The sequence below is a fragment of the Achromobacter xylosoxidans genome (assembly GCF_001457475.1).
GTDB lineage: Bacteria > Pseudomonadota > Gammaproteobacteria > Burkholderiales > Burkholderiaceae_B > Achromobacter > Achromobacter xylosoxidans.
Genome location: NZ_LN831029.1, coordinates 1,472,473 through 1,486,523, shown reverse-complemented (window position 1 = coordinate 1,486,523; position 14,051 = coordinate 1,472,473). Strand labels below are relative to the sequence as shown.

9 protein-coding genes are annotated in these 14,051 nt (G+C 69.4%); 3 read left to right on the top strand and 6 right to left on the bottom strand.

The window, feature by feature from the left end:
- Positions 1-66: 66 nt before the first annotated feature.
- A complete protein-coding gene (locus AT699_RS06740) occupies positions 67-963 on the bottom strand; it encodes a LysR family transcriptional regulator (RefSeq protein ID WP_006389200.1) in 897 nt (298 codons plus the stop codon).
- An 86-nt stretch (positions 964-1,049) separates the two neighbouring features.
- Positions 1,050-1,688, bottom strand: coding sequence for a multidrug efflux transcriptional repressor AxyZ (gene axyZ / locus AT699_RS06735; protein WP_006389199.1), 639 nt, complete (start codon positions 1,686-1,688; stop codon positions 1,050-1,052).
- A 242-nt stretch (positions 1,689-1,930) separates the two neighbouring features.
- Here axyZ and AT699_RS06730 point away from each other — a divergent pair, with 242 nt between their 5' ends.
- The 3 genes from AT699_RS06730 to oprZ are packed head-to-tail and all read left to right on the top strand — an operon-like array spanning position 1,931 to position 7,638.
- Positions 1,931-3,106, top strand: coding sequence for a MexX/AxyX family multidrug efflux RND transporter periplasmic adaptor subunit (locus AT699_RS06730; RefSeq protein ID WP_024068066.1), 1,176 nt, complete (start codon positions 1,931-1,933; stop codon positions 3,104-3,106).
- Between the two features lie 6 nt (positions 3,107-3,112).
- Positions 3,113-6,250: a multidrug efflux RND transporter permease subunit AxyY gene (axyY, locus tag AT699_RS06725; protein WP_006389197.1), complete on the top strand. Its 3,138-nt coding sequence runs from the start codon at positions 3,113-3,115 to the stop codon at positions 6,248-6,250.
- Positions 6,247-7,638, top strand: coding sequence for a multidrug efflux RND transporter outer membrane subunit OprZ (gene oprZ / locus AT699_RS06720; protein WP_024068065.1), 1,392 nt, complete (start codon positions 6,247-6,249; stop codon positions 7,636-7,638). Before axyY ends, oprZ begins: the two co-directional genes overlap by 4 nt.
- Positions 7,639-7,647: 9 nt before the next feature.
- On the opposite strand, the gene AT699_RS06715 is transcribed toward oprZ, so the two are convergent.
- From AT699_RS06715 to AT699_RS06700, 4 genes are read right to left on the bottom strand one after another with little or no spacing between them, the layout of a single operon-like run.
- Positions 7,648-8,310: a helix-turn-helix transcriptional regulator gene (locus AT699_RS06715; RefSeq protein WP_026382616.1), complete on the bottom strand. Its 663-nt coding sequence runs from the start codon at positions 8,308-8,310 to the stop codon at positions 7,648-7,650.
- Between the two features lie 25 nt (positions 8,311-8,335).
- A complete protein-coding gene (locus AT699_RS06710) occupies positions 8,336-9,766 on the bottom strand; it encodes an efflux transporter outer membrane subunit (protein ID WP_024068064.1) in 1,431 nt (476 codons plus the stop codon).
- 10 nt (positions 9,767-9,776) lie between these two features.
- Positions 9,777-12,896, bottom strand: coding sequence for a MexW/MexI family multidrug efflux RND transporter permease subunit (locus AT699_RS06705; protein ID WP_006389192.1), 3,120 nt, complete (start codon positions 12,894-12,896; stop codon positions 9,777-9,779).
- A 16-nt stretch (positions 12,897-12,912) separates the two neighbouring features.
- The gene (locus AT699_RS06700; RefSeq protein ID WP_058207259.1) at positions 12,913-14,043 is read right to left on the bottom strand and encodes an efflux RND transporter periplasmic adaptor subunit; all 1,131 of its coding nucleotides are present in this window, start codon (positions 14,041-14,043) and stop codon (positions 12,913-12,915) included.
- Between the last annotated feature and the right edge of the window lie 8 nt (positions 14,044-14,051).

Genomic DNA, 14,051 nt, shown 5'->3' with positions numbered 1-14,051 from the left:
GGCGGCCGCCAGGCGCCCGCCCCTGGTCCCGGACGACCGCCTTACGGACGGAACGACGTCGATCCTTCAGGGCAACCGGCAGGGCGCCGAGAAATCCACCGCCTCCAGCACCGCTTCACGCAATCTGGCGACCAGCGGCCGGGCGTCGTCGCGCCGGTACTGGAATGAATACGGCAGCGCCGCCGGCGCCGGCTCGCAGTGCAGCACGCACAGGCTGCCTTCCGCCTGCAAGGCCTGCGCCCAGTGGCTGGGCAGCAGGCCGACGCCGGTGCCCTCGATCAGCAGGCCGGCAATGGCGCCCCAGTTGTTGCAGCACAGGCGCTCGCCGGCCACGTCGCGCCCGGCCAGCCAGTCGTCGATGATGCGGGTGGTGCCGGCGCCCGGCGGCAAGGTCACCAGCGGCAACCGCGCCAGCAATGCCGGCGACATGCGGGTGTCGCCCTCGAGCACGGCGGGCGCGGCGACCCAGGCGAACGCGGCTTCGCCGATCGGCGCGGAAGCGATGTTGGGCCGCGAGGAACGCCCGGCGATGACGGCGAAGTCCAGTTCGCCGTCGGCGACCCGCTGCTCCAGCACCTGGCCGATGTCCACGTAGGGTTCCAGCACCAGTTCGGGATAGGCGGCGCGCACCACGCCGATCAGGCGCGGCAGCCAGGTGAGCGCGGTCAGTTCGCCCACGCCGAAACGGCAGCGGCCGCGCAGGACCGGGGTTTCCGCCAGGGAGGCGCGAATCTGGTCGGCCGCGGCCAGCAGTTCGCGCGCCTGCGGCAGCAGCCGCTGGCCGGCGTCGGTCAGCACGGCCTTGTGGCCGCTGCGGTCGAACAGCGGCCGCCCCAATGCGTCCTCGAGTTCGGCGATGCGCTTGGACAGTGACGACACCGACAGGTGCAGGCGCTCGGCCGCCACGGCGAAACTGGCGCAGGTGGCGGCCCAGTAGAAGGCTTCGAGTTGCTTGAGGGTCATGGCCGGATTGTAGGGGCACGGCCTGGCGTGGCGGCGGCCGGCGCGGCATCGGGACGCGGGCTAACGGGTCGGCCGCGTCCAGGGGGTCAAGCGGCCTGCGGCGTCCGCAGTTGCGGCGACAGCCGCAGGGTGTCGATGGCGGCGCGGAGCATGCGCTCGACGCGCGGCCAGATATCGCCCTTGAGGCGATCGGACCAGCAGATAGTGCCGAACACGCCCTCGATCAGGGAGTGCAGGTAGACATTGGACAGGCGCACGTCCAGCGCGCGCGGCAGGTCTTCGCGGCTGACCGCGGCGCGCAGCAGTTTTTCGGAGGTGCGCAGGGCGTGGCGTTCCCACAGGTCGCGCCGGCGCAGGAGTGGCGCGTTCTCGTCGCTGCGCTCGCATTTCAGGTACAGGATTTCAAGCACGCGCTGCACCGAGCCTTCCTCGGCGTAGATCTGCACGTACTGGCGCATCGAGGCATACAGCGATTCCAGCGCCTCGCCGTCGGTCGAGACCCGGGTCAGCGACACGGCTTCGCCCAGGGCCCGGTCGCACATGGCGATGCAGACGTCGATCTTGTTCTTGTAATGGCCGTAGACGGCGCCCCGGGAAACGCCCGCGAAATCGGCGATATCGCTCATGGTGGTACTGGCCCCCCCCTTGGACAGGAACACGTGCTCGGCGGCGTCCAGGATGCGGTCGCGGGTGCGTTGGGATTCTTCTTTCGTCTTGCGGGCCATACAAAGATCTCCTTGTAAATGAACGGGTTGCGGGGAAAAACGGATCGACGTGAAAACGGCGGCCCCGTTTGCGGAGGCCGCCGTCTGCGCACTGTAAAGATGTATGCAGCCGTCAGCATACTTTTGAACAAAACAATTAATCAAGCATGACGGATTAAATGATAGACTGCGGACCCCACAGGGAAAACCCGCGCACTTTCCCTTCCTCGCCCGCCATGGGCAACCCACAATGACTTCTAAAAATGTCGCACCGAGTCCCTCTCAGAACGCTCGCACTCGTATCCGTACTGCTTCTTGTTTCCGCCTGCTCGAAGAAGGAAGCCCCCGAAACCGCCAAGGCGCCCGCCGAAATCGGCGTCATCGTGGCCAAGGCCACGCCCACCTCGGTGGCCAGCGAACTGCCCGGCCGGCTGGAGCCCTATCGCGAGGCCGAAGTGCGCGCCCGCGTGGCCGGCATCGTCACCCGCCGCCTGTATGAAGAAGGCCAGGAAGTGGCGCGCGGCGCCCCGCTGTTCCAGATCGATCCGGCGCCGCTGCAGGCGGCCTACGATTCCGAGGCGGCCGCGCTGGCGCGCGCCCAGGCCAACCTGTCCGCCGCCGCCGACAAGCTGCGCCGCTACGCCGACCTGGTGTCGGACCGCGCCATCAGCGAACGCGACCACGCCGAGAGCGTGGCCGAGGAACGCCAGGCGCGCGCCGAAGTGGCGTTGGCCAAGGCCAACCTGCAGAGCGCCAGGCTGCGGCTGGAATACGCCCGCGTCACCTCGCCGATCGACGGCCGCGCGCGCCGCGCGCTGGTCACCGAGGGCGCGCTGGTGGGCGAAGGCCAGGCCACGCCGCTGACCGTGGTGCAGCAGCTCGACCCGATCTACGTCAACTTCTCGCAGCCCGCGGCCGAGGTCATGCAGTTGCAGAAGCAGATCCGCGCCGGCGCGCTGGAGGGGGTCGCGCCCGACAAGATGCGGGTGCGCCTGCTGCTGCCCGACGGCTCCGAATACGGCCAGGGCGGCACGCTGTCGTTCGCCGACCTGGCGGTGGACCCGGGCACCGACAACGTGACCATGCGCGCGCTGTTCGACAACCCGGACCGCGTGCTGCTGCCCGGCATGTACGTGCGCGTGCGGCTGGAACAGGCCGTCAACCGCGACACCTACCTGGTGCCGCGCGACGCCCTGCTGCGCAATGCCGACGGCGCGCACCTGCTGGTGGCGGGCGACGACGGCGAGCTGCGCAGCGTGGCGGTGGCCGCGCACCGCCTGCTGGGACCGAACTGGGTCATCACCGAGGGGCTCGAGGGCGGCGAACGCGTGGTCGTGGAAAACGCCGCGCAGCTGGCCCCCGGCCAGAAAATCAAACCGGTCGAGCGGGCCGCGCCAAGCGCGCCCATGGCGACCGCGGGAAATAACGAAAAAAGGTAAACCGCCATGGCGCGTTTCTTTATCGATCGCCCCGTCTTCGCGTGGGTGATCTCGCTGCTGATCGCGCTGGTCGGCCTGTTGTCGATCCGCGCGCTGCCGGTGGCGCAGTATCCGGACATCGCTCCGCCGGTCGTCAACATCGGCGCCAGCTATCCCGGCGCCTCGGCCAAGGTGGTCGAGGAGGCTGTCACCGCCATCATCGAACGCGAGATGAATGGCGCCCCGGGGCTGATGTACACCTCGTCCAGCAGCGACTCGACCGGCTGGGCCAGCATCAACCTGACCTTCAAGCAGGGCACCAACCCCGACATCGCGGCGGTGGAAGTGCAGAACCGCCTGAAAGCAGTCGAACCGCGCCTGCCGGAATCCGTGCGGCGCGACGGCGTGCGCGTGGAGAAGGCCGCCGACAACATCCAGCTGGTGGTGTCGCTGAAGTCGGATGGCAGCCTGGACGACATGCAGCTGGGCGAACTGGCCGCATCCAATGTGCTGCAGGCGCTGCGCCGGGTCGAAGGCGTGGGCAAGGTGCAATCGTTCGGCGCGGAAGCGGCCATGCGCATCTGGCCGGACCCGGCCAAGCTCACCGCCCTGTCGCTGACGCCGGGCGACATCGTCTCGGCCCTGCGCAGCCACAACGCGCGCGTCACCATCGGCGAACTGGGCAACCAGGCCGTGCCGCAGGACGCGCCGCTGAACGCCAGCATCGTGGCGGGGGAATCGCTGCACACGCCGGAACAATTCGCCAACATTCCGCTGCGGGCGCAACCGGACGGCGCCACGCTGCGCCTGAAGGACGTGGCGCGGGTGGAACTGGGCGGCACCGACTACATGTACCTGTCGCGCGTCAACGGCATGACGGGCACCGGCCTGGGCATCAAGCTGGCGCCGGGCTCGAACGCGGTCGAGACCACCCGCCGCATCCGCGAAACCATGCACGAACTGGCGCAGTACTTCCCGCCGGGCGTGAGCTGGGACATCCCGTACGAGACCTCCACCTTCGTCGAGATCTCGATCCAGAAGGTGCTGATGACGCTGCTGGAGGCGGTGGCCCTGGTGTTCTGCGTGATGTACCTGTTCATGCAGAACCTGCGCGCCACGCTGATCCCGACGCTGGTGGTGCCGGTGGCGCTGCTGGGCACCCTGGGGGTGATGCTGGGGCTGGGCTATTCGATCAACGTGCTGACGATGTTCGGCATGGTGCTGGCCATCGGCATCCTGGTGGACGACGCCATCGTGGTGGTCGAGAACGTCGAGCGCATCATGGCCGAGGAAGGCCTGTCGCCGCATGACGCCACGGTCAAGGCCATGGGCCAGATCAGCGGCGCCATCGTCGGCATCACGGTGGTGCTGGTGTCGGTGTTCGTGCCGATGGCGTTCTTCGACGGCGCGGTCGGCAACATCTATCGCCAGTTCGCCGTGACGCTGGCGGTGTCGATCGCCTTCTCGGCCTTCCTGGCGCTGTCGCTGACGCCGGCGCTGTGCGCCAGCCTGTTGAAACCGATCCCGGCCGGCCACCACGAGAAGCGCGGCTTCTTCGGCTGGTTCAATCGCGCCTTCGCGCGCCTGACCACGCGCTATACGGCGCGCGTGGCCGGCGTGCTGGCGCGGCCGGTGCGCTTCGGGCTGGCCTACGCGCTGGTGATCGGCGTGGCGGCGCTGCTGTTCGCGCGGCTGCCGTCGTCGTTCCTGCCCGACGAGGACCAGGGCAGCTTCATGGCCATGGTGATCCTGCCGCAGGGTTCGCCGCAGGCCGAGACCATGGCCGTGGTCAAGGACGTCGAGCGCTACATGATGGAGCACGAGCCGGTGCAGTACGTGTATTCGGTCAACGGCTTCAGCCAGTACGGCAGCGGCCCGAACTCGGCCATGTTCTTCGTCACGCTCAAGGACTGGAAGGAGCGGCGCGATGCCTCGCTGCACGTCGATGCGGTGGTCAAGCGCATCAACGAGGCCTTTGCCGACCGCAAGAACCTGATGGTGTTCGCGCTCAACTCGCCGCCGCTGCCGGACCTGGGCTCGACCTCGGGTTTCGACTTCCGGCTGCAGGACCGCGGCGGCCTGGGCTACGAGGCCTTGACGCAGGCGCGGCAGAAACTGCTGGCGGCGGCGGCCGAGCATCCGGCGCTGACGGACGTGGTGTTCGCCGGCCAGGAAGAGGCGCCGCAGCTGCAGTTGCGCATCGACCGCGACAAGGCGCAGGCCATGGGGGTGCCGATCGACGAGATCAACACCGCGCTGGCGGTGATGTATGGCTCGGACTACATCGGCGACTTCATGCTCAACGGCCAGGTGCGGCGCGTGACCGTGCAGGCCGACGGCAAGCGCCGCGTGGACGTGGACGACATCTCGCGCCTGCACGTGCGCAACCTGCAGGGCCAGATGGTGCCGCTATCGGCGTTCGCCACGCTGAAGTGGTCGATGGGGCCGCCGCAGTTGAACCGCTACAACGGCTTCCCGTCGTTCACGATCAACGGCTCGGCCGCGCCGGGCCACAGCAGCGGCGAGGCCATGCGCGCCATGGAAACGCTGGCGGCCGAGCTGCCGCGCGGCATCGGCTTCGATTGGTCGGGCCAGTCGTACGAAGAGCGGCTGTCCGGCAATCAGGCGCCGGTGCTGTTCGCGCTGTCGGTGCTGATCGTGTTCCTGGCGCTGGCGGCCTTGTACGAAAGCTGGTCGATTCCGCTGGCGGTGATCCTGGTGGTGCCGCTGGGCGTGATCGGCGCGCTGCTGGGGGTGACCGTGCGCGGCATGCCCAACGACATCTACTTCAAGGTCGGCCTGATCGCCACCATCGGCCTGTCGGCCAAGAACGCGATCCTGATCGTGGAAGTGGCCAAGGACCTGGTGCGCGATGGCCAGGGCATCCTGTCCGCCACGCTGGAAGCGGCGCGGCTGCGGCTGCGGCCGATCGTGATGACCTCGCTGGCCTTCGGCGTGGGCGTGCTGCCGCTGGCGCTGGCCAGCGGCGCCGCCTCGGGCGCGCAGGCCGCCATCGGCACCGGCGTGCTGGGCGGGATCATCACCGCGACCGTGCTGGCGGTGTTCCTGGTGCCGCTGTTCTTTCTTATCGTGGGGCGCATGGTCGGCATGCGCGCCCGTCCCGCGCGCCCCACGGGCCGCGAACCGCTGGAGACGACGCCATGAAGCCCGTGGCAATGACCCTGCTGGCGCTGGCGCTGTCCGGCTGCTCGCTGGCGCCGACCTATGAGCGCCCCGCGGCGCCCGTGCCGGCGCAGTACGACACGCCGGCGCAGGCCGGCCAGGCCGCCGCGCCGCAGGACTGGCGCGCCTATTTCAATGACCCCGCGCTACAGGCCTGGATCACGGCCGCGCTGGCCAACAACCGCGACCTGCGGGTCGCGGCGCTGCGCATCGAAGAGGCGCGCGCGTTGTATGGCGTGCAGCAGTCCGAACGCCTGCCGGCCATCGACGCCAGCGGCGAATTCAGCCGCGGCCGCTTTACCGAGCCGGGCCGGTCCGGCACCGCGGTGTCCAGCCGTTATCGCGCGGCCGTCGGCATCACCGCCTTCGAGCTGGATTTCTTCGGCCGGGTGCGGAGCCTGTCGGACGCCGCGCTGGCGCGCTACCTTGCGAGTGAAGAAGCGCATCGCGCCGCGACGCTGGCGCTGGTGGCGGAAACGGCCACGGCCTACTTCAACCAGCGCTCGCTGGCCGAACAACTGCGCCTGACCGACAGCACGCTGGCGCTGCGCGAGGCCTCGCTCAAGCTGACCCAGCGCCGCTACGACGCCGGGCTGGAAACCGCCATCGGCCTGCGCACCGCGCAGATGCTGGTGGAAAGCTCGCGCGCCACGCGCGCCGAGCTGACCCGCGAAGCCAGCCTGGCGCGGCACGCGCTGGGCCTGCTGGCGGGCGATTTCGCGCTGCCGCTCGGCGTCGATCCGGCGCCGCTGGAAAGCCAGAGCCTGACGCCGCTGGCGGCGGGCCTGCCGTCCGAGCTGCTGACGCGCCGTCCCGACCTGCGCCAGGCGGAACAGGCGCTGCTGGCAGCCAACGCCGATATCGGCGCGGCGCGCGCGGCGTTCTTCCCCTCGGTGCAGCTGACCACGGACATCGGCACCACCGCCGACCGCTTCTCGGACCTGTTCAGCGGCGGCACCGGCGGCTGGAGCTTCGCGCCGCGCCTGACGCTGCCGATTTTCAACGCCGGCCGCAACCGCGCCAACCTGTCGCTGGCCGAGACCCGCAAGCACATCGCCGTGGCGCAGTACGAGGGCAGCATCCAGGCGGCGTTCCGCGACGTGGCCGACGCCCTGTCGGCGCGCGACGCGCTGCGCGACCAGATCGAGGCCCAGCGCAAGGTGCGCGACGCCGACCGCGAACGCCAGCGGCTGGCCGAGAGACGCTACACGCGCGGCGTGGCGAACTACCTGGAGATGCTGGAGGCCCAGCGCAGCCTGTTCGAATCGGAACAGGAATACATCCGGCTGCAGCAGCGCCGGCTGGTCAATGCGGTGGACCTTTACAAGGCGCTGGGCGGCTGGGACGACGGCAAGGCGCCGGCCTCGTGATGCCTGCCGTCAGGGGCGCGGGCTGATGCGGTAGGCGCAGCGGCGCGCGCCCAGCAGGATGTGCTCTTCACGCTCGACGCGCACGTCCTCGCCCAGCACCTGGCGGAACAATTCCAGTTCGCTGCGGCAAAAGCCCATACAGGCCTGGGCGGCGGCGCAGATGGGACAGTGGTTTTCGATGAACAGGAAATCATCGCCATCCCGGCGGGTTTCGGCCATGTAGCCTTCCGCCGACCGCACCCGCATCAGGCTGTCGACGCGCTGCGCCAGGTCGCGCGCGCCTTGCAGCGCCTGGCGGTAATTGGCTAGCATGGCGGCCTCGCGCACCGAGATCAGCTTGTCGACGCCCTCGTCGCCGAACACCTGGCGCACGGCGTTGATCATCTGCACCGTCATGTCGGCGTGCGTGTCGGGAAAACGGCGGTGGCCGGCGTCGGTCAGGAACCAGATCTGCGTTGGCCGGCCGCGCCCGGCGCTGCGGCTTTCCGAATCCACCAGGCCGTCCGCGTGCAGGCGCGCCATCTGCTGGCGCACCGCTTCCGCCGTGACGTCGAGCGCCTTCGCGATGACCGCGACCGACTGCGGGCCGCGTGTCTTGAGCGTCATGAGCACGCGGTCCGCAGGCTGGTGCGGCTGCCAGGAGAGGGGGTGGGACAGGTTGTCGTCGGACATGGAAGATCGGAAAGGCGCCAAGCCCCTATGGTGCCACGGATTGCGCCTCCCAGCCGCCGCCCAGCGCCTTGTAGAGGGCGACCAGGCTGGTATAGGAAGCCGTTTCGGCCACCGCCACCGCGTCCTGCGCCCGCAGCTGCGTGCGCTGCGCGTCCAGCACCGTCAGGTACGGCGCGCTGCCTTCGCGATAGCGCAGGCGCGCCAGTTCCGCGGCGCGGCCGCTATGGGCAGCCGCCTGCGCCAGGTTGCCAAGCCGCTGCTGGGTCTGGCCGTACTGCGTCAGCGCCCCCTCCAATTCCTCGACCGCCTGCAGCACGGTCTGTTCGTAACGCGCCACTTCGCCCTGCGAACGGGCCTGGGCGGCGCGCTTGCGGGCCAGCGCCGTCGGCAGGTGGAAAGCCGGCCAGTTCACGCCGGGCGCCACGCTGAAGGCGCGGCTGGACGCGCTGCCGAAATCGGCGCCGCGCAGGGCCACGAAACCAAGGAAACCGCCCAGGTCGATGCGTGGGTACAGCTCGGCGGTGGCCACGCCCACGTCGGCGTTGGCGGCCGCCATGTTGCGCTCGGCCGCCAGCACGTCGGGGCGGCGCGCCAGCAAGGCGCCGACGTCGCCGATGGGCAGGCGCGCCGCCAGCGGCGCTTGCGGCGTGGCCGCGTCCAGTTCGCCCAGTTCCGCCGGACGCAGGCCGGCCAGCACCGCCAGCCGGTACAGCGCCAGGCGCCGGGCGGTTTCCTGCAACGGCACGCTGGCCTGCACCGTTTCCAGTTCGGCGCGGGCGCTGGCCAGGTCGCCCTCGTCGCCGCGGCCGGCCGACACCATGGCCTGGATCACGCGCAGGCTGTCGCGCTGGCTCTCAAGATTGGCGCGCGCCACCGCCAGGCGTTGCTCCGCGCCGCGCAATTCGAAGTAGTTGCGCGCCACTTCGGCCGCCACCACGATGCGGGCCTGCGCCAGGTCGGCGGACTGGGCCTCGCTGCGCGCCGCGGCGCCCTCGGCCGCGCGCCGCAGGCGGCCGAACAGGTCGATCTCCCAGGTGGCGTCAAAGCCCGCGCGGTAGCTCTTGGCGAGATTGCGCTCGCCCGTCACGCCGGGGTTGGCTTGCGACAGGCTGCGCTCGAAGCGGCCGCCGAGCGTCACCGTGGGGAACTGGTCGAGTTCCTTTTCGTCCAGCACCGCGCGCGATTCGGCCAGGCGGGCCTGGGCAATGCGGATGTCGTGATTGCGTTGCAGCGCCAGGGTGATCAGGCGGTCCAGTTGCGGGTCCTGCAGCTGCTTCCACCAATCCTGCTGCACCCGGTCGGTGGAGAACAGCGCCTGCTCGGGACTGGCCAGCGCCACCGACGCGGCCTGGGGTTTCTGGTAGTCGGGACCGACGGCGCAGCCGGCGGTGGCCAGCGCGGCCAGCAGCGCCAGGGTGCCGCGACGCAGGCGTATGGACAGGTCGGGATGTTTCATGATCGGTTCCTCAATGCGATTCGGCCGGGCGCGACGTTGCCGCCGGCAGTCCGTCCTCGGCCTGCGCCCGGGCCAATTCACGGGCGCGGGGCGTGTCGTTGGCGGCGCGGTGGTCGCGCGCCAGCACGGTGTAGACGGTGGGCAGCACGAACAGCGTGAAGAGCGTGCCGACCAGCATGCCGACCACGATCACCAGCCCCAGGCTGTAGCGGCTGTGGGCGCCGGCACCGCTGGCGAACAGCAACGGGATCAGGCCCACCACCATGGCGGCGGTGGTCATCAGGATCGGGCGCAGGCGGATGCGGGCGGCGTGCTCCATGGCGCTGCGCCGGTCCAGGCCGTGGCTGACCTGCATCTCGTTGGCGAATTCCACCATCAGGATGCCGTGCTTGCTGATCAGGCCGATCAATGTCACCAGCCCGATCTGCGTGTAGATGTTGATGGTCGCCATGCCCAGCGCGAGCGGGATCAGCGCCCCGCAGATCGACAGCGGCACGCTCACCAGGATGATGAACGGATCGCGCAGGCTTTCGTACTGCGCCGCCAGCACCAGGTAGATGACGATGATGGCGAAGATGAAGGTGATCATCAGCGCCGAGCCCTCCTGGCTGAACTGGCGCGCATCCGACTGCCAGTCGTAGCTGAAGCCGGCCGGCAGTTCCTGCGCCTGGCGCGTCAGGAACTGCACCGCGTCGCCCATGGTCACGCCGGGCATCGGGATGGCCTGGAAGGTGGCGGCGTTGAGCTGGTTGAACTGGGTCAGCTTGTTGGGCTCCACGCCCATCGACACCGAGACGATGTTCGACAGCGGCACCTGCGCGCCGCTGGCGCTCTTGACGTAGTACCGCGCCAGCGATTCGGGCGAGATGCGCTGCTCGCGCAGGCTTTGCGGGATCACGTCGTACGAGCGGCCGTCCATGCCGAAACGGTTGACGTAGTTCTCGCCCACCAGCACCGCCAGCGTGTCGCCCACCGCCTTCATGGTGACGCCCAGGCTGTTGGCCTTGGCGCGATCCACCTTCAATTGCACCACCGGGTTGTTGTAGTCCAGGTCGCTGTCGACCACCATGAACAGGCCGCTGGCGCGGGCCGCCTGCTTCAGGTTTTCCATGGCCTCGTACACCACCGGATAGTCGGCCGCGCTCATGATGACCATCTGCACCGGCAGGCCGCCGGTCGAACCCGGCAGCGGCGGCAACTGGAAGGCGAAGATATTGCTGCCCTCGATCTGGTTGACCATCGACTGCATGTCGGCCTGGATCTGGTCGGCCGAGCGCTTGCGCTGCTGCCAGTCGACGAAGTCGACGCCGCCGATGCTGTTGGACACGCCGTCCGAGCCATTGATGAGCCAGCGGCCCTTCTGCTCGGGCAGCGTCGCCATCACGTCGTCCCACTTCTTGCCGAACTTCTCGACGTAGTCGATGTTGGCGTGCTGCGGCGACTTGATCGCGGTGAGCACGGTGGACTGGTCCTCGACCGGCGCCAATTCGCGCTGGGCGGCGTTGTACAGGAACGGCAGGCTGGCCATCACCGCCACCGCCACCAGGCCGGTGACCCAGCGGTGGTGCAGCGACACGTCCAGCAGCCGGCCGTAGGCCTGGCCCAGGCGATTGAAGAAGTGTTCGGCGCGGCGCGCCATCCAGCCCTCGGATACGTGGCTATTGAGCAGGAACGAGCTCATCACCGGCGACAGCGTCAGCGCGATCACGCCCGACACCACCACCGCCCCCGCCAGCGTGAAGGCGAATTCCTTGAACAGCGAACCGGTCAGGCCGCCCATCAGGCCGATCGGCGCGTACACCGCCGCCAGCGTGATGGTCATGGCGATGACCGGGCCGGCCACCTCGCGCGCGCCGATCAGCGCCGCGCGCACTGGCGACTTGCCTTCTTCGATATGGCGGTGCACGTTCTCGACCACCACGATGGCGTCGTCCACCACCAGGCCGATGGCCAGCACCATGGCCAGCAGCGTCAGCAGGTTCACGCTGAAGCCGAACAGCGCCATGATGGCCGCGCCCCCCAGCATCGACAGCGGGATGGTGACCACCGGGATCAGCACCGCGCGCAGCGAGCCCAGGCACAGGAAGATCACCGCCACCACGATGACGATGGCTTCCATCAGCGTGTGCACCACGCCGTCGATCGAGGCGCTGATGAAGCGCGCCAGCTCGAACGGCACCTGCACGCTGGTGCCCGGCGGCAGATTCTGCTTGATGTTGGGCAGCAGTTCGTTCAGGCGCTTGACGATCACCAGCGGGTTGCCGACCGGCGTGGCGTTCAGGCCGAAGTACACGGCCGGCTCGCCGTCCATCAGGCCGCTGGAATCGGTCGAGGCCGCGCCCAGCTCCACGGTCGCCACGTCGCCCAGGCGCACGATGGCGTCGCCCTCGCGCTTGACCACCATGTCGCGGAATTCGGCCACGTTGACCAGGTCGGTGTTGACCTTGATGTTGGACACCACGTACAGGCCTTTGGCCTGGCCGGGCGCTGCCTGCACGTTGTTCTGGCGCAGGGCCTCGGCCAGTTCGCCGGCCGAGATGCCGCGCGCGGCCAGCCGGTCGGGATCGAGCCAGACCCGCATCGCCAGCTTCTGGCCGCCGTACAGTTCCACGCTGGCCACGCCGTCGATCGACGACAGTTGCGGCTGCACCACGCGCGACAGGTAGTCGGTCAGCGCCGGCAGCGACATGGTCGAGCTGGAAAACCCCACGTAGGCCACGGCCGTCGCCTCGCCGGCGGACTTGACCAGCACCGGGTCGTAGGCGTCCTGCGGCAGGCGGTATTTGACTTCGTTGACCTTGGCCATGACCTCGGTCATGGCCTTGTTGGAATCGGCGTTGAGCTTCATGCGCACCGTGATCACGCTGCGGCCCTGGGTCGAGGACGACGACAGGTAGTCGATGCCTTCGACGGTGGCGACCGATTGCGCGATGGGCTGGGTGACGAAGCCCTGCATCAGGTCGGGCGAGGCGCCCGGGTACTGCGTGGTGATGGTGATGGTGGTGCTTTCGGTCAGCGGGTACTGGCGGATCGGCAGGCCGCTCAGGGCGCGCAGCCCCATCAGCAGCAACAGCGTGCTGACCACCAGCGCCAGCACCGGCCGGCGCACGAACAGATCGGTGAACTTCATGATCGGCTCCGCGGGCTCAACGGGCTTGCGCCACGGATTGCGGCGCGGCGTCCAGCGCCACGGTGTCCTGGGCGCTGATTTCCACGGGCGCGCCATTGTGCAGGCGCAACTGGCCCGAGGTCACCACCCGGTCCCCGGGTTTCACGCCCTTGGTCACCACCACCCGCCCGCGCACGCGCTCGGCGGTCTGCACGTAGGCCTGGGTCACTGTCGGCGGAGCCGACGTGTCGCCCGCCTTGGGCGGCGTCACCACATAGACCGAGTCGCCATAGGCGCTGTAGCTGATGGCGGTTTCCGGCACGGTGAGCACGCCGGGCCGCGCCGGCAGCATCACCTGCCCGTGGGCGAACATGCCGGCCGCCAGCGCGCCGTCGGCATTGGCCAGCGTGGCCTGCACCCGGACCGTGCGCGAGCCGGGATCCACCTGAGGCTCGATCGTGGTGACGGTGCCTTCGAATACCCGTCCGGCATGGGCATCCACGGTGATGCTGACCGGCTGGCCCATGCGCAGCGCGCCCAGCGCCTGTTCCGGCAAGGTGATGTTGGCGTAGACGCTGGCCGCGTCGGTCAGCGACACCAGCGGATCGCCGGCGCGCGCGAACTGGCCCAGGTGGACCCGGCGCACGCCGAGCACGCCGTCGAACGGGGCCTTGACGCGCTTTTGTTCGATCAGGGCCTGGATCCGCTTGATCTCGCCGGCGGCCTGGTCGTAGTCCGCCTGGGCCTGGTCCAGCTGTTCGCGGGTGGCGGCCTGCTGCGGCACCAGGCGGCGGGTGCGCTCCAGCAACGCCCGGGCATTCCTGGCCTGGGCCTGCAGGCGCGCCAGTTCGCCCTGCTCGGGCGCGTCGTTCAATTGCACCAGCAGTTGGCCGGCGCGCACCCGCTCACCGGGGGTGAACAGGATCTGCGCCACCCGGCCGTCGACTTCGGCCGGCACCAGCACCTGGCGCGTCGCCTCGAGCGAGGCGATGCCGGACAGCGCCACCGGGAAATCCGCCTGCAGCACGGGGGCCACCGCGACCTTGGCCGGCGCCATGGCCCAGCCGCCCTTGTGCTGCGCCCCGCCGAATTTCCAATACAGCCCGCCGCCCGCGGCCACCGCCAGGATTAGCACCCCTGCCGTCCATGCGCCAGATTTCGCCTTCATGATTCTCT